At 58.1% G+C, this 14,621-nt stretch carries 20 protein-coding genes and 3 tRNA genes; 15 read left to right on the forward strand and 8 right to left on the reverse strand.

Annotation, left to right across the window (positions count from 1 at the left end; all coding sequences use genetic code 11):
* Positions 1 to 6: 6 nt before the first annotated feature.
* From ABJP42_RS08370 to ABJP42_RS08380, 3 genes are all read left to right on the forward strand, one after another.
* Positions 7 to 81: transfer RNA gene (locus ABJP42_RS08370), tRNA-Gly, on the forward strand.
* A 165-nt stretch (positions 82 to 246) separates the two neighbouring features.
* A tRNA-Gly gene (locus tag ABJP42_RS08375) sits at positions 247 to 321 on the forward strand.
* 247 nt (positions 322 to 568) lie between these two features.
* Positions 569 to 1,921: an aminotransferase gene (locus tag ABJP42_RS08380; protein ID WP_348339875.1), complete on the forward strand. Its 1,353-nt coding sequence runs from the start codon at positions 569 to 571 to the stop codon at positions 1,919 to 1,921.
* 81 nt (positions 1,922 to 2,002) lie between these two features.
* On the opposite strand, the gene ABJP42_RS08385 is transcribed toward ABJP42_RS08380, so the two are convergent.
* A complete protein-coding gene (locus ABJP42_RS08385; RefSeq protein ID WP_348339876.1) occupies positions 2,003 to 2,242 on the reverse strand; it encodes an Lrp/AsnC family transcriptional regulator in 240 nt (79 codons plus the stop codon).
* A gap of 178 nt (positions 2,243 to 2,420) precedes the next feature.
* On the opposite strand from ABJP42_RS08385, the gene hisB reads away from it, so the two are divergent.
* A complete protein-coding gene (gene hisB, locus ABJP42_RS08390) occupies positions 2,421 to 3,008 on the forward strand; it encodes an imidazoleglycerol-phosphate dehydratase HisB (protein ID WP_348339877.1) in 588 nt (195 codons plus the stop codon).
* A 33-nt stretch (positions 3,009 to 3,041) separates the two neighbouring features.
* On the opposite strand, the gene ABJP42_RS08395 is transcribed toward hisB, so the two are convergent.
* Positions 3,042 to 3,668: a DUF2306 domain-containing protein gene (locus ABJP42_RS08395; RefSeq protein ID WP_348339878.1), complete on the reverse strand. Its 627-nt coding sequence runs from the start codon at positions 3,666 to 3,668 to the stop codon at positions 3,042 to 3,044.
* 88 nt (positions 3,669 to 3,756) lie between these two features.
* Between ABJP42_RS08395 and ABJP42_RS08400 the strand changes: the two genes are divergently transcribed.
* Both ABJP42_RS08400 and hisH read left to right on the forward strand, forming a co-directional pair.
* Positions 3,757 to 4,371 carry a TetR/AcrR family transcriptional regulator gene (locus ABJP42_RS08400; RefSeq protein ID WP_348339879.1) on the forward strand — a complete coding sequence of 205 codons (615 nt, stop codon included), beginning with the start codon at positions 3,757 to 3,759 and terminating at the stop codon, positions 4,369 to 4,371.
* Positions 4,372 to 4,467: 96 nt separating this feature from the next.
* Complete coding sequence (hisH, locus tag ABJP42_RS08405; protein ID WP_348339880.1) at positions 4,468 to 5,106, forward strand: imidazole glycerol phosphate synthase subunit HisH; 639 nt, start codon at positions 4,468 to 4,470, stop codon at positions 5,104 to 5,106.
* Between the two features lie 116 nt (positions 5,107 to 5,222).
* Here hisH and ABJP42_RS08410 read toward each other — a convergent pair whose 3' ends face one another.
* Positions 5,223 to 5,945 carry an AraC family transcriptional regulator gene (locus ABJP42_RS08410; protein WP_348339881.1) on the reverse strand — a complete coding sequence of 241 codons (723 nt, stop codon included), beginning with the start codon at positions 5,943 to 5,945 and terminating at the stop codon, positions 5,223 to 5,225.
* Between the two features lie 148 nt (positions 5,946 to 6,093).
* Here ABJP42_RS08410 and ABJP42_RS08415 point away from each other — a divergent pair, with 148 nt between their 5' ends.
* Together ABJP42_RS08415 and ABJP42_RS08420 are read left to right on the forward strand one after the other, a co-directional pair.
* The gene (locus ABJP42_RS08415) at positions 6,094 to 6,630 is read left to right on the forward strand and encodes a peroxiredoxin-like family protein (RefSeq protein WP_348339882.1); all 537 of its coding nucleotides are present in this window, start codon (positions 6,094 to 6,096) and stop codon (positions 6,628 to 6,630) included.
* Between the two features lie 179 nt (positions 6,631 to 6,809).
* The gene (locus tag ABJP42_RS08420; protein ID WP_348339883.1) at positions 6,810 to 7,061 is read left to right on the forward strand and encodes a WGR domain-containing protein; all 252 of its coding nucleotides are present in this window, start codon (positions 6,810 to 6,812) and stop codon (positions 7,059 to 7,061) included.
* 35 nt (positions 7,062 to 7,096) lie between these two features.
* Here ABJP42_RS08420 and ABJP42_RS08425 read toward each other — a convergent pair whose 3' ends face one another.
* Complete coding sequence (locus ABJP42_RS08425; protein ID WP_348339884.1) at positions 7,097 to 7,495, reverse strand: DUF2147 domain-containing protein; 399 nt, start codon at positions 7,493 to 7,495, stop codon at positions 7,097 to 7,099.
* Between the two features lie 207 nt (positions 7,496 to 7,702).
* Between ABJP42_RS08425 and hisA the strand changes: the two genes are divergently transcribed.
* From hisA to ABJP42_RS08450, 5 genes are all read left to right on the forward strand, one after another.
* A complete protein-coding gene (gene hisA / locus ABJP42_RS08430) occupies positions 7,703 to 8,425 on the forward strand; it encodes a 1-(5-phosphoribosyl)-5-[(5-phosphoribosylamino)methylideneamino]imidazole-4-carboxamide isomerase (protein WP_348339893.1) in 723 nt (240 codons plus the stop codon).
* A 6-nt stretch (positions 8,426 to 8,431) separates the two neighbouring features.
* The gene (locus ABJP42_RS08435) at positions 8,432 to 8,881 is read left to right on the forward strand and encodes a DUF2867 domain-containing protein (RefSeq protein WP_348339885.1); all 450 of its coding nucleotides are present in this window, start codon (positions 8,432 to 8,434) and stop codon (positions 8,879 to 8,881) included.
* The gene (locus ABJP42_RS08440; RefSeq protein ID WP_348339886.1) at positions 8,878 to 9,159 is read left to right on the forward strand and encodes a hypothetical protein; all 282 of its coding nucleotides are present in this window, start codon (positions 8,878 to 8,880) and stop codon (positions 9,157 to 9,159) included. Before ABJP42_RS08435 ends, ABJP42_RS08440 begins: the two co-directional genes overlap by 4 nt.
* 1 nt (position 9,160) lies before the next feature.
* Complete coding sequence (gene hisF, locus ABJP42_RS08445; protein WP_348339887.1) at positions 9,161 to 9,922, forward strand: imidazole glycerol phosphate synthase subunit HisF; 762 nt, start codon at positions 9,161 to 9,163, stop codon at positions 9,920 to 9,922.
* 418 nt (positions 9,923 to 10,340) lie between these two features.
* Entirely contained in the window at positions 10,341 to 10,658 is a 318-nt protein-coding gene (locus ABJP42_RS08450) for a phosphoribosyl-ATP diphosphatase (protein WP_348339888.1), read from the forward strand.
* Between the two features lie 240 nt (positions 10,659 to 10,898).
* Here ABJP42_RS08450 and ABJP42_RS08455 read toward each other — a convergent pair whose 3' ends face one another.
* The 4 genes from ABJP42_RS08455 to rlmB all read right to left on the reverse strand — a co-directional run bounded on the left by ABJP42_RS08455 (position 10,899) and on the right by rlmB (position 13,457).
* Positions 10,899 to 11,369, reverse strand: a complete 471-nt coding sequence (locus ABJP42_RS08455) for a CoA-binding protein (protein ID WP_348339889.1) — start codon at positions 11,367 to 11,369, stop codon at positions 10,899 to 10,901.
* Positions 11,370 to 11,669: 300 nt separating this feature from the next.
* Positions 11,670 to 12,119: a YHS domain-containing (seleno)protein gene (locus tag ABJP42_RS08460; protein WP_348339890.1), complete on the reverse strand. Its 450-nt coding sequence runs from the start codon at positions 12,117 to 12,119 to the stop codon at positions 11,670 to 11,672.
* A 145-nt stretch (positions 12,120 to 12,264) separates the two neighbouring features.
* On the reverse strand, positions 12,265 to 12,636 hold the full coding sequence (locus ABJP42_RS08465; protein ID WP_348339891.1) for a hypothetical protein: 372 nt from the start codon (positions 12,634 to 12,636) through the stop codon (positions 12,265 to 12,267).
* A 29-nt stretch (positions 12,637 to 12,665) separates the two neighbouring features.
* Positions 12,666 to 13,457: a 23S rRNA (guanosine(2251)-2'-O)-methyltransferase RlmB gene (gene rlmB / locus ABJP42_RS08470; protein WP_348339892.1), complete on the reverse strand. Its 792-nt coding sequence runs from the start codon at positions 13,455 to 13,457 to the stop codon at positions 12,666 to 12,668.
* Between the two features lie 120 nt (positions 13,458 to 13,577).
* Between rlmB and ABJP42_RS08475 the strand changes: the two genes are divergently transcribed.
* Positions 13,578 to 13,661: transfer RNA gene (locus ABJP42_RS08475), tRNA-Tyr, on the forward strand.
* Between the two features lie 155 nt (positions 13,662 to 13,816).
* Entirely contained in the window at positions 13,817 to 14,263 is a 447-nt protein-coding gene (locus tag ABJP42_RS08480) for a DUF6538 domain-containing protein (RefSeq protein WP_348339894.1), read from the forward strand.
* Positions 14,264 to 14,621 lie beyond the last annotated feature (358 nt).

A 14,621-nucleotide genomic window follows, 5' to 3' on the forward strand; every position in this document is an offset into this window, starting at 1 on the left:
TGTAGCGCGGGCGTAGCTCAGGGGTAGAGCATAACCTTGCCAAGGTTAGGGTCGGGCGTTCGAATCGCCTCGCCCGCTCCATTTGGACCAAACAGGCCGCTGGATGCGCATCGCATCGGCGGCCTTTTTTGTTTTTGCCCCGTCAGCTTCCTCCACACACCCGCTGCAAAATTCTCTCAGATCCGGCGCATTTTACCCTTGCGGCTCTGACGGGGATTTCCTAAACACCGCCTCACCAAATGTAGCGCGGGCGTAGCTCAGGGGTAGAGCATAACCTTGCCAAGGTTAGGGTCGGGCGTTCGAATCGCCTCGCCCGCTCCATCTGGACCAAACAGGCCGCTGGATGCACATCGCATCGGCGGCCTTTTTTGTTTCAAAACAAAAGCGTACCACCTATCCCGCCCTCGGCTTCCCCCGACACCCAAAACTTTTGATCAAATTCCTTTGACCTCTACCGCAAAACAGGACAAAGCTAGCCGCAACGGTGTAGCCATAGCCTAGGCACAGCACCTGTTGATTGTCTTCGCCCATGCCCCGCAGGCATGTGCCCCATTGGAGGAATTCAGCAATGGCCCCAGTCGTTTACCCTACAACAAACCTCACAGCGACCGAACAGATGTGTCTGGAACGCGGCGAAGGCATCTATGTCTTTGACGACAAAGGCAACAAGTACATCGAGGGTCTGGCCGGGCTCTGGTGCACCTCTTTGGGCTATGACAACAAGGAAGTGATCGAGGCCATCAGCGCACAGCTGAACAAGCTGCCCTTTACCCATACTTTTGGCGGCAAGACCCATCAGCCGCTAATCGATCTGGCAGAAAAACTCGCGGCCATGGTGCCGGTTGAAGACGCCTATATTTTCTTTGGCAACTCCGGTTCTGATGCCAATGACAGCCATTACAAGATGCTGCGCTACTACTTCAATGCCATCGGCAAACCGCAAAAGCGCAAGATCATCACCCGCGAGCGCGGCTATCACGGTGTCACCGTGGCGGCGGGCTCATTGACCTCGCTGCCTGCCAATCTGGCGCATTTTGACGCGCCCGTAGAGGCCCTGAGCATTCTGCGCACCGATGCGCCGCACTACTACACTGGCCGCAAGGGCAATGAGACCGAGGCGCAGTTTGTCGACCGCATCCTGCAAAACCTTGAAGATCAAATCCTCGCCGAGGACCCCGATACTATTGCCGCAATGATCGTCGAACCCATCACCGGCGCCTCGGGCGTGATCGTACCCCCCGAAGGCTATTATAAGAAACTGCAGACCCTGCTGCGCAAACACGGCATTCTGGTCTGGGCGGATGAGGTGATCACCGGCTTTGGCCGCACTGGCGCCGATTTTGGCTGCACCACCATGGGCATCAAACCGGATCTGATGACCTTCGCCAAACAGCTGTCGTCGGCCTATTTCCCGATCTCTGCCAGCGTTATTCCAGGCTGGATGTATAAGGAAATGGTCGCCCCCTCAAATGAGGTTGGCGTCTTTGGCCATGGCTACACCTATTCCGGCCACCCCGCCGCCTGCGCCGCCGCCTTGAAAACCCTGGAGATCTATGAGCGCGACAATCTGTTTGATCATGCCGCCGAGGTGGGAGCCCATATGCAGGCAGAGCTGCGCCGTATCTTCACCGATCACCCGTTGGTAGGCGAGGTCCGCGGCAAGGGGCTGATCGCAGCGCTGGAGCTGGTCTCCAACAAGACCACAGGGGAGACCATTGCCGGTGGCAAAGGTGGCGCGGCAGCCGTGAAGGCCTGTCAGGACAATGGCGTCATCCTGCGCGCCGTTGCCGGCAATGCCCTGGCCTTCTGCCCTCCGCTGATCATCACCAAGGCAGAAGTCGATGACATGCTCGCCCGTGTCAAAACCGCGCTTGATAGCAGCTACGACAGCCTCAAGGCCGAAGGTCTGCTGCACAGCTAAGCCCAGGCACTGTTCGTCAAAACGAAACGCCCCGGAAGTTTTCCGGGGCGTTTTTTGTTTTCCAACTTGGTTCGCGTTCGTTCAAAAAACCTTGAAGGTCATGGTGGTAAGCGAACGTTCGATATTGGGGATCACCAGCAAGTGGTCGTTGATGTATTTTCCAACGTCGGCATCGCTGGGAATATATAGCTTCATCAAGAGATCATATTCGCCGCTGGTGGAATAGAGCTCAGAATGAATTTCGCGCAGGGCAATCTCTTCGGCCACCTTATAGGTGGTACCGGGTTTGCAACGGATCTGGATGAAAACACAGGTCGACATGGGGCGTCCCTTTGGTCTTTTGACGGGTGATTTAGGCCCCAAGCTGGCACGCGCAGCCGCCAGGCGCAATGGGAGCAGCCAATCTGAGCAACAGAGCACAGCGATTATGCGGCAAGGGCCTTGAGCCAAGCCCCCTGCCCGCCCTATAAGTGCCGCGCAGACAGCAAGGAATAACCTCATGCGTAGCGCCACGATCAGCCGCCAGACCGCCGAAACCAAAATCACGGTCGAGATCAATCTCGACGGGTCCGGGTCTTATGACAACCAGACCGGGGTTGGCTTTTTTGACCACATGCTGGACCAGCTGGCGCGTCATTCTCTGATCGATATGACCATTCGCGCCGAGGGCGATTATCACATCGACGATCACCACACCGTCGAAGACACCGGCATTGCCCTGGGCCAGGCGCTGGCGCAGGCGCTTGGCGACAAGAAAGGCATCCGCCGCTACGGTGAATGCCACTTGCCGATGGATGACGCCCTGGTGCGCTGTGCGCTGGATCTGTCTGCACGGCCCTATCTGGTCTGGAACGTCGAAATCCCAACGCAAAAGATCGGCAGTTTTGACACCGAGCTGGTGCGTGAGTTCTTTACTGCCTTTGCCACGCAGGGCGGCATCACCCTGCATATCGACCAGCTGCACGGCTTTAACAGCCACCATATCGTTGAGGCCGCCTTTAAGGCCGTGGCCCGCGCCCTGCGCCTTGCGGTGGAAACCGATCCGCGCAAATCCGACGCCATCCCCTCCACCAAAGGGGCGCTCTAGCCGCTCCAACTGTCTGGCTGAAAACGTCCGAGATCAGGCCGGTTGTCCAACCGGGCTTTTGCTTTTGCGCCGGATCAGCCACTCAGCCACAACCATATTGGGCACCCAACAGGCCCAGGCCACCAGCGTATAGCCCGCCTCTTCGCCCATAGTCGCAAACAGCACAGGCAGGTAAAGCCGCAGGGTCACAGCCGCAAAGGTCAGCGCCCCGGATCGGATCATCCACAGCCGGTGTTCGCCAATCCGCCCCTGCATGGCCAGCCAGATGCCGCGGCCCGTTGTTCCCAGCCACAGGATCGCCAAAAGCCCAAACCCCGTGGCGGCCACCACCCCAGATGTGGAGCCAAGTGCCATCATCAAACCGCCAAGGCCCGAAAGCAATATGGCCAGACCATAGCTGCGCCCAATCCAGCGATGCACCAGAGGACGGCGCTGCCGCAGCCCTGTCCAGAACTGAAAGGGCATCAGCGCCAGGGCCACCGGAGCCAGTCCAACATGGGCATAGAACCATAAGGGGCGTTCAGCTGCGTGATAGGCGACAAAGGACATGGAGGCCTCCACCCCCAGGATTAAAAACCGCCAGGACGCTAGGGCGATCAAAAAACAGAACACCCAGAATGCGCCAAGGCGCAGAGGTGACAGGATTCTAGAAAACGGCATTTTTCCTCCAACTTTACACTGTAAACTTTACACTGTAAAAATCAGAGTGAATTGACACTGTCAAGTTGCCTGATATTCTCCCCGTCAAATGGCTGATCACACTGAAAAAAAACCACATCACCACGGGGATCTACGGGCAGCCTTGGTGCAAAGCGGCATCGAAATTCTCACCGAATCCGGCCTGGAGTCGCTGACCCTGCGCCGCTGCGCTGCCCGGGCAGGCGTGTCTCATGCGGCACCAGCACATCATTTTGACGGTGTCGCGGGACTGCGTGCCGCCATCGCCAAAGAGGGGTTTGCCCGGTTTCGCCAGCAACTGCTGCAGGCCCGCGCCGCAGGGGCCCAGGACCCCAAGGGCCGCATCCTGTCCCTGTGCCGAGGATACCTGGATTTTGCCATTGAAAACCCCGCCCTCTATACGTTGATCTTCAGCTGCGGCCCGATGGCACAGTTTGAAGAGGACCTGAAGGTGGGCGATGTGTCCGCCTATGGTGTGCTGCGCGAAACCTGCGCGCCCTTTGTGCCCCAGGGCGGCGACCCGCTGGTGGTGGAAACCCAGGTCTGGTCGCTGATCCACGGCTTTGCCCATCTGTTTCTGGCAGGCACCTTTGGCGCCGATGACGGCACGCCCGACCACCACTGGCTCTTTGCCCCGGTGATGGCACTCTTGCGCGACATCGGCAGGCCCCCCGCGCCAATGTGACCAAGCCCAGCGCCCCGGCCTTGACCTTTTGCCCAAATCAGGGGAGGTCTCACCCAACCCCTTCTTAGGCATACCCTCAGGAAAGCGCCCCTCTCAATGCTGACAGCCATCATCGACTATGAATCCGGCAACCTCCACTCTGCCGAAAAGGCCTTTCAGCGGATGGCACAGGAAATGGATGCTGGCGAGGTTGTCGTCACCTCGGATGCCGATGTGGTGGCCAGAGCGGACCGCCTGGTCCTGCCCGGCGATGGCGCCTTTCCCGCCTGCGCCGCGGAGCTGCGCGGACACAAGGGCATCTATGAGGCCATGGTGGAGGCCGTGGAACAAAAGGGCCGCCCATTCCTCGGGATCTGCGTCGGCATGCAGTTGATGGCCACAACGGGTCATGAATACAGCGACACGCCAGGGCTCGATTGGGTTGCAGGCGACGTAGTGAAAATCGCCCCCAGCGATCCCACGCTGAAAGTCCCGCATATGGGCTGGAACGATCTCATCATCGACGACCCGCATCCGGTATTTGACGGCATTGCCTCCGGCGATCACGTCTATTTTGTACATTCCTACCATTTTCGCGCCAAGCTAAACGCCGAACGCCTGGCCCATGTGGATTACGGCGGCGACGTAACGGCAGTGATTGGCCGCGACACCATGCTGGGCATGCAGTTCCACCCGGAAAAAAGCCAGGACATCGGGCTGCGAATGATCGGCAACTTCCTGCGCTGGACCCCTTGAGCCTCAGCGCGCCCAGGCCGCGGCCTGGGCTCCCCGCCCTGCATCATCTTTCCAAAAATATTCAAATAACGACCTCGGCCCGCGGCGGTGCCCCTCGCGTTCTGCCGCGGATCAGTTCAGCGCCCTCGCAGGCTGACCGGTGCCACCCCATAGGCTTTGCGAAAGGCGCGGGTAAACCCTTCTGGTGAGACATAGGCATAGCGCCGCGCAACCGCCTCAACCCGGTCGCCGCGCGCCAGATCCTGATGCGCCAGGGTCAGGCGCCAGCGCCGGAGATACCCCATGGGGGTCTCACCAACCTCAGAGGCAAAAAGTTCGGAAAACCTCGACTGCGACAGGCCAGCCTCCGCAGCCAGATCCCCATTGCTCCAGACCCGTCCGGGGTGGTCATGCAGGGCGACAATAGCGCGGCTGAGCCGTGGATCTGCCAGCCCGGCCAGAAGCCCCGACTCGGTTGCACCAGCCTCGATCTGCCCGCGCAGCAGCCGCACCATCAACACTTCACCCAAGCGGTTGACCACCGATTGCGCCCCACAGCGTCGGCCTGCGCTTTCAGCCAGCATCAGCTGCACCAGATCCCGCGTTTCAGCATTTTCCGTCAGATCAAAATGAACACTCAATGGCAGCGCCGCCATCAAAGGGTTGTGTCCCGCCACCCAGTCCACCTTGACGCTCAGCAGGATCTGCTTGTCGCCAACCGGCTGGGCCTCACCACGCGGAAAAAATACCAAACAGGTCGCCTTTCCCTGCTCGCCCAGGGCCAGTAGATTTGCCTCCCCCGCTGAGGCCGGAGATACCGAGAGCTGAAACCGTTCCATCAGGGTTGTTAGTCTGTCCATCTTCTACGCTCCTTCTCCCCCTTCCCTTCCCCAACAAAAGAATGAAGTGTTATCGGATTTTAGGTTTGATTTTTCGGATTTTCAAGATGCAAACACCTGACATATAGCAGGTAGTCAAAACTTACCTCCCATCAAACTGGAGCAAAAAATGCTGATCCCGCGCCAAAAAACCCCTGAACTCACTCTTCCCCTGCTCGGTGGAGGTGAATTTGATCTCGCCTCTGAAACCGGCAGCCGCGGCACCGTGATCTGCTTTTATCGCGGGCTGCATTGCCCCATCTGCGCCAATTACCTGAAAGAACTGGAAAAGCGCGTCGCTGACTTTGCCGAGCGTGGCGTCAATTGTGTGGCGGTCTCCTCGGATGGAGAAGAGCGTACCCAGGCCATGGCCGACAAGATCGAAGCCAGCGACCTGCGTTTTGCCTATGACCTGCCGCTGGATGTTGCCAAATCCTGGGGGCTTTACATCTCTACCTCACGCGGCAAGACCTCCATCGGTATCGAAGAGCCTGCTCTCTTCTCCGAGCCCGGCCTGTTCATGGTGACACCAGAACAGACGCTCTACTACGGCTCGACCCAGACCATGCCCTTTGTGCGGCCGCATTTCTCTGAACTGGTGGGTGCGTTGGACTTTGCCATCGCCAATGACTACCCCGCCCGCGGCGAATATACCGGCACAGTCTGAACCGGACCGCCTCTGAATAGCCTGCCATCACTCACGGACTTTGCAGGCCAAGGCCGTCACCCTCTCATTTTTGCGGGTGGCGGCTTTTCTTGCCCAGCTGACGCATTGCAGACAATGGACAGCAAGCGCCTTTGCGGGCATAGAGAGGCTCCCGCAAACCACAGGCCAAGACCCCTCACGTGCTGACCCGACTTGAAAAATTTGACTATGTCGAGGGCCGCCACCGCTACTGCGTGTTGCGGCTGAGCCAGACATTGTTTGGGGAATGGTGCCTGGAACAGGCCAAAGGGCCAATCGGCGCGCCAGGTGGCCAGCAGATCCGCGCCTATTACCACCAGCACGGCGAGGCGCTGCAGAGTTTTGAAGCCCTACGCGAGGCCCAGGTCAAACGCGGCTTTGTGCCGATCCCGGTGCAGCTGGGGCTGCTGTAACAGCCCCAGAGCCTGTCATATCCAAAAGCCGCGCTTTATTTAACCCGTGTCCAGGTCTGCTTTGAGCAGATCAGCCCACCAGCCACGCAGCCGCGCAGCGCCAGGGAATTGCCGCTCAGATCCATCTTTCCGGTGTAGATCTTGTCATTCGACGGGCGCCAGACTTCGCCAGTGTAATAGCCGTCTCCCTGTGCCACCATGTCGATCACCAGGGTTTTACCGATATTGGGAGAGCTATACTCGCCCGCGTCATTAAAGGTGCGGGCAATCTTCCCGCAGATCGCAGCACCACAGGGGGCCATGTCGATATGGGCATAGGACCCATCATCCGGCTGGGTTTTCCAAGTGCCGAGGATCGGGTCAGCAGAGGCCGCACCCGCCAGGGTCAGCGCCGCCAGAGTGGTCGCCAGAGCGGTTGCCAAAAACTTCTTCATTTCATCTCTCCCTTTGTTATGTCCATTGCTGCGCAGCAGTGTCACAGAATTTCTGCACAGTTTTGCAACCACAGTGACGCATCGGGGGCTTTTCAGGCAAGGCTGACTTTGGGTCGCGTTGCAATTCAGTCCCAGCCCGTGCAAAACACCGCTCAACAGGTAAGGCCAGCTCCCCTGGCCGCAAACCGGATGACAAAGGCTGCATACATGATCCTCTACCCTGCAATTGACCTCAAAGACGGCCAAGCCGTACGCCTGCTGCATGGCGACATGGACAAGACCACCGTGTTCAACGACAACCCCGCCGCCCAGGCCCTGGAGTTTGTCGAAGCGGGTTGCGACTGGCTGCATCTGGTAGACCTCAACGGCGCCTTTGCCGGCGCGCCAGTGAATGCTGCCCCGGTCGAGGAAATCCTGAAGCAATGCAAGGTGCCCGCTCAGCTTGGCGGCGGTATCCGCGACATGAAGACCATCGAGAACTGGATCGACAAGGGGCTGGCACGGGTCATCCTCGGCACGGTTGCGGTGGAAAACCCTGACCTGGTGCGCCAAGCCGCCCGCGAATTCCCCGGCAAGGTTGCCGTCGGCATTGATGCCCGCAATGGCCGCGTCGCCACCAAGGGCTGGGCGGAAGAGACCGATGTCATGGTCACCGATCTGGCAAAATCCTTTGAGGATGCTGGTGTTGCCGCCATTATCTATACCGACATCATGCGCGATGGCGCCATGAAGGGCCCCAATGTCGAAGCCACAGCCGCGCTTGGCAATGCGGTGTCGATCCCGGTGATTGCCTCAGGTGGTGTGTCCTCGCTCGACGATCTGCGGGCGCTGAAATCCTGCGGTGCGCCCTTGAATGGTGCCATTTCAGGCCGCGCGCTTTATGATGGCGCCATTGATCTGGCCGAAGCCCTCACCGTGATGAAGGGCTGATCCGCCATGGGCAAAGTCACCGCAACATCGCTGCCCCACTCCAGTTTGCTGTTTCAGCAGCCTGCTGGTGTGCACGGTGATGATTTTGTCGATTGCTATGCCAAACCCAGCAGCCGCCCGCTGGAGGAAGCCGCCGCGCGGGCCTTCAAGTTCCCTGCCTGGGTCTCTGCCTTGATGCGGCTGCGCAATCTGCTGGTTGCACCCTTTGGGCTCAACACCGAAATCACCTCCCCCAACCGGGTGGGGATCTTTCCGTTGGTCACCCGCTCTGAGGATGAGCTGATCCTTGGCATCGACGACAGCCACCTGGATTTTCGCATCTCGGTGCTGCGTCAAGACGGCATGCTCTACTTTGCAACCTGGGTGCGGACCAAGAACCGCTTTGGCCGCTTTTACCTGCGCCTCATCATGCCCTTTCATGTCCTGATCGTGCGCAATGCTTTAAGCCGCGCATGATCAACCGTCTTTTTGCCATCCTCACCCTAGGCCCGCTGGCATTGTGGATATTCAGCCTGCTGGCCTTGTTGGGTCTGAACCATGGGCTTGGCTGTGGTTTTGATGCCGCCTATAGCACCCCCTGCAGCCTGGCCGGGATTGATCTTGCTGGAACCAACTACGGCACGGGGGTTTTTGTCGTCTGGGCGCCATTTCTCTTGGGTCCCATTGTGCTTGTCGCTGGTGTTTTATGGGGCCTCGTGGCATTGATCCGCAAACTCCGCAAAAGGAAGTCCTGACGTGCTGAAAACCCGCATCATTCCCTGCCTCGACGTGGCTGATGGCCGTGTGGTCAAAGGCGTCAATTTTGTTGGCCTGCGTGATGCCGGCGACCCGGTGGAATCGGCCAAGGCCTATGACGCCGCCGGCGCGGATGAGATCACCTTCCTCGACATCCATGCCACCCATGAAAACCGCGGCACTATGTTCGACGTGGTGCGCCGCACCGCCGAACAATGCTTTGTGCCGCTCACTGTCGGCGGTGGCGTGCGTACGCGCGAAGACGTGCGCGCGCTCTTGCTGGCCGGGGCCGATAAGGTCTCCTTCAACTCCGCCGCCGTGGCCAACCCGGATGTCATCGCCGAAGCCGCCGATCAGTTTGGCAGCCAATGCATCGTCTGCGCCATCGACGCCAAAACTGTAAGTCCCGGCAAATGGGAGATCTTCACCCATGGTGGCCGCCGCGAAACCGGCATCGATGCGGTAGAATTCGCCCGCACCGTGGTGGCCAAGGGCGCCGGAGAGATCCTGCTCACCTCGATGGACCGCGACGGCACCAAATCCGGCTTCAACCTACCCCTGACCCGCGCCATCTCTGACGCCGTCAATGTGCCAGTGATCGCCTCGGGCGGCGTGGGCACATTGGATCACCTGGTCGAAGGCGTCACCAAGGGCGGCGCCTCTGCGGTGCTGGCCGCGTCAATCTTTCACTTTGGCGAGTTTTCCATCCAGGAGGCCAAGGAACATATGGCCGCCGCAGGCATTCCCATGAGGCTCAACTAGTGGACTGGCAGTCCCTAAAAATCGAAGAGGCCGACTGTACGCATAGCCCCTGTGACTGCTGCAACTCGACCACGACTGAGATCACTGGCTATATTCTGTCAGAGACACAGGATCTCGCTTGGTACAATGCCAGATGGTCACCAGCACATCCCGAAACACCTTTGATAATGATTGTCTACACAGGTGATTGGAGTGATGGAGGTCTGGCCACGGCACGCTGGGGATGTCGTATCTCTGTCTACTACCAGCCTGAATCTGGATGCAGCCTTCTCGACTGGGAGCCGGCACAGCAAGAAACCATAAATTCTTTCACGCCCTTAGATCGTAATGACATACGTGGCTCCTCTTATGAGCCCGAACTCTGGGCCTGTGTCGACGCAATCCTCATGAAAGACCAAAGATTGGAGAACTTTGTAAGATGACCCTCCTACACGATCTCGAAGCAACCATCATCCACCGCAAAACCGCCGATCCCAAAAGCAGCTGGACCGCCAAACTGCTGGCCAAGGGTCCGGAAAAATGCGCCGAGAAATTTGGCGAAGAAGCCATTGAGGCCATCATCGAAGCGGTCAAAGGCGACCGGGTGAAACTGGCCTCGGAAGGTGCCGATGCGCTCTATCATTTTCTGGTCATGCTAGCCGCACGCAATGTGGCGCTGGATGATGTGCTGGCTGAACTGGCCAAACGCCAGAACACCAGCGGTCTGGATGAAAAAGCCTCCCGCCGCAAAGACTGACACGCAGCACGCTCCTTCTGGCCGGGTCAAGGGCCGCTCCGGCGGCCGCGCCCGTGGCGCGGTTCACTCTTGAGGCGGCAAACTCAAAAAAATGCTCTGGCGCTTTGAAGGGCAGATCTGCTCCTCAAACGCTTCTCAGCAAAGCCTTTTTGCCGGGCCGCGGGCCCGGCTGGGCCCAACGGGAGAGGATCAATCTTTGATTCCTCCGAGACGGGCGGGAGCTCCGCCTCGACTAAAAGACTACAGCTTGGATGAGATGATGCCGGTGGCAAACCCGCCCATGCGCAGCTCACCAAAAAGACGTTGATACTCAATCTTGGGACAGCGGTTTTGCACCACATCCACCCCGCGCGCCTCTGCCATGGCGGCGGCCTCGCCGTGTTCCACCCCGATCTGCATCCAGATACATTTCAGCTGCGGAAACAGTTCCAGCGCCTCCTCCACAATCGGCGGCACCGCATCTGAGCGGCGAAAGATATCCACCATATCCACCGGCTCGGAAATATCCGCGAGGCTGGGCTGCACCGTTTCTCCAAACAGGCGCTTGCCCGCATGGCCGGGATTGACCGGAATAACCCTATAGCCCTTGAGGCTGAGGTACCGCGCCACATAGTAGCTGGGGCGTACCGGGTTCATGGAAACGCCGACAACCGCAACGCTGCGGCAGTCTTGCAAAATGGATTTCAAATGGCTGTCGCTATAGTCAGGCATATCCCATGGTCTAGCCTGCGCCAAAGCCCCCGCCTAGCCCAAAGGCGACATGGCACCCGCCCTATGTCACTGCCGGCTCAAAATACAGAGATGTATGCCAAAAAAACGCCCGGATGACAAAGGTCTCCGGGCGCAAGGTGTGGAACGAGGGACAGTGAAAAGATCTACGGTGGTTCCGCTCCGCAGTCCTTACAGATGTAGGATGGCAACAGTAAAAAAAAAGATGCAAAAACCTCTTTTTTCAAAATTTTACAACTTTCCGCACCCCGCCTCCGGGGCCATGTCCTGATGCGCAGAGTCTCAGTCGCGTAGCAGGCCTGGCCAGTTCCCCTGCGCCTCTCGCAACAGGTCCGGCGCCTCGTCCTGCCAGATCTGTCGCACTGAATCATTGTTCAGCAGATACAGCTCCCCATTGTCGATCAGCCAGAGCTGCGGATCTCCCGGGGCCAGATAGCCCTGCGACATGGCATAGGCGCAGTAGCCGCCAAAGACCGGCGCATAGGCCCGCGGATTGGCCTCAAAACGCGCCTGGTTGCCAGAGGAGGTAAAACGCCAAACAACCCCTTTCCACATCAGGGAAAACTCTTCACTCCCAGAAATGGCATTCTGGTCTTCAAAAAAGGCCACAACATCATAGCCCCCTAGGGCCAGACCGTCCTCAGTGGAAAAGATCGGCGTATCCGCACGCACGGCCAGCGGGGTAATAAAAAGGGTAACGGCCAGGGCCGCTAGAGTGTGGCGCAAACTCAATTGAGCCTCCGGTTTGGAGTTTCAGAACAGGGCTAAACCTGACGCAGAATGTCAGTTTTGCATAGACAGGTTACGCAGATGTGATCTGCACGTGATTGTGATCACTGAAGGTACAGGCAACCCTCAGGTGGCATTGGTTCCCAAGTCATTCAAAAATGTCCTCCACCAGATCCACAGCCTCAGAGACAAACTTCTGAAACAGGCTCTTGCGTTTTTTGCGCGGCTTGGATTTCTGCGGCTTTTGCGATGGGTGTTTTGCTTTGGAACTCTTGCTCTTCTTGGGTTTTGGTTTTGACGGCGCCACTGCCATGCTCGCGGAGAATTCTTGCGGCAGCCGTGCCCCCTTCCCCGGCGCCAAGGGGCGCGCCTTTTGCGCCGCCAAGGGCGCGCCGCAGGTGCTGCAGATCAGCGCCGAAAGCCCGGCGCCATGTTTTGACGCCCGTGGCAGGAAACTGGACTGAACACCGCAATAACAACAGCTTAATATCTTGCCGCCCTTTGATCCATATTGCGCCATTGCTGTCCCCGTCCGCTGATTTTCGGCCCCTAAGACCGCTCTAGAGATGCATATAGGGCAATCGCCGCCGCATTTGAGACATTGAGCGAGCCAAAACCACCGGCTGCGTCGATTTTCACCAGATGATCAACGGTTTCCTTGGTTTTCTGCCGCAGCCCTGGCCCCTCGGCCCCCAGGACCAGCGCCACCGGCAGATCCTTACGCCCTTCCAGGCAGCTCTCAATGGTCTGCTCCGCCTCGCCGTCCAGCCCCAGCACCACATAGCCCATGTTCTGCAGCTCGGTGATGGTATCGGCCAGATTGCGCATCCGCAGATAGGGCTGGCGCTCCAAAGCACCGCTGGCGGTTTTGGCCAGCGCCCCGGTCTCCGGCGCTGAATGGTGCCGAGTGCCAATCACTGCACTGGCGCCAAAGACTTCGGCGGAGCGCAAAATCGCTCCGACATTATGCGGGTCGGTCACCCGGTCGAGCAGAATCACCCGCGGCACCTCGGCACCAATGCAGTTTTCCGACAGCGAACCCCAGTTCAGCGGCCTCACCTCCAGCGCAGCCCCCTGGTGCACCGAATTGGGATCAAGCGGCGCATTGAACTTGCGCGGCTCCACCAGTTCCGGAGAGATCCCGGCTGTTACAATAGCCTCTTCCAGCTTATTTTGTGCATTCAAGGTCACGATCAGGCGCAGTTTTTCTCGCTTGGGGTTCATCAGAGCATCACGCACCGCATGCAGACCAAAAAGCCAGACAGTTTCGCCACCGCCGGCCTTTTTACTTTGCTCCTTTTCGATCACCCACTGGGGCTTCTTGGTGGGTTTCTTGGACATCGATCTCTCCAGCAAAAGGAATTTTGGATCAGGGCAAAAAACTTGCGTTTTTTCTGTTGACGCCCCTCGGTGGCGCTAGTAATCACGCCTTCACGTTAGGTGCAACACTCACCTGACAGTGGGCGACAGGCCGCAAGGTGTGGCAGGGGACTGTAACTCCCTCGCGGAGACGCACGCCTGGTTCGATTCCAGGGTCGCCCACCACTTTCTCCTCAAACAGAAAGTGAAAAGAACTAAACATCAATAACTTATAAGAAATTCAATTTTCACCTTGGTGATAAGAGTTGAAAATCCCGTAAGGAATCCCGTAAGTTTTCTGCACCACCACAGCCGATCAAAGGATGGCGAAGGTCTGGAAAATGCCCAAGAAGCGTGCCCCATACTATTGGGACCGGGGCGGATATTATTTTCGCAAATGGGTCCCTAATCGATATAGGACGGTTGATCCCCGACAGTTCGTAATGATCTGTCTGCACACCAAAGACGCGCTGGAGGCCGCCAAGAAGGCCGCCGCTGTGGAAAAGGAAGTCCAAGCAAACTGGGATGCCCTACTTGCAGGACAATCCAGCGATGCGACATCAGCTTGGAAATCCGCACTTAGTCTGGCAGCGACGAAAGGCTTTTCCTATGTGCCCGCCGCTGATCTGGCCAAGGGCCCGCTGCATGACATAATCAACCGCCTCGAAGCTCTTCCGACTTTTCACAACTCGGTCCCACAAACCGACGCTCCCAAAGTCCAGGCTGTACTCGGATCACACCCGATCCCCAAGCAATCGATTTTGGACGTCAAACGGGAGTATTTTTGAACAAGCCGGAGACAAGCTTCTAAACAAAACTTCCGCCCAAATAAAACGCTGGACAGTCGTGCGCGAAAGGGCCGTCAATGATCTGATTTCGGTAATTGGCGACAAATCCTATGAAGACATTGATCGCTCCGACATGAAGAAATACCGCGCTTGGTGGCTTACCCGCATTTCAGACGGCGCAATAAACCCCGAAACCGCCAACAAGTACATTTCCTATCGGCTTTGTTGCACAAATAGCCTGAGGGGATTCATCTTGTGAATCCAGGATGATAACTAGAGGCTATGAGCAGTTGGGGCCCTACGAAATACAAGACCAAGAACTGGTCGGCTTACAATGAAGCGTTGAAGCGTTGCGGAT

Source organism: Pseudophaeobacter sp. (assembly GCF_039971195.1).
GTDB lineage: Bacteria > Pseudomonadota > Alphaproteobacteria > Rhodobacterales > Rhodobacteraceae > Pseudophaeobacter.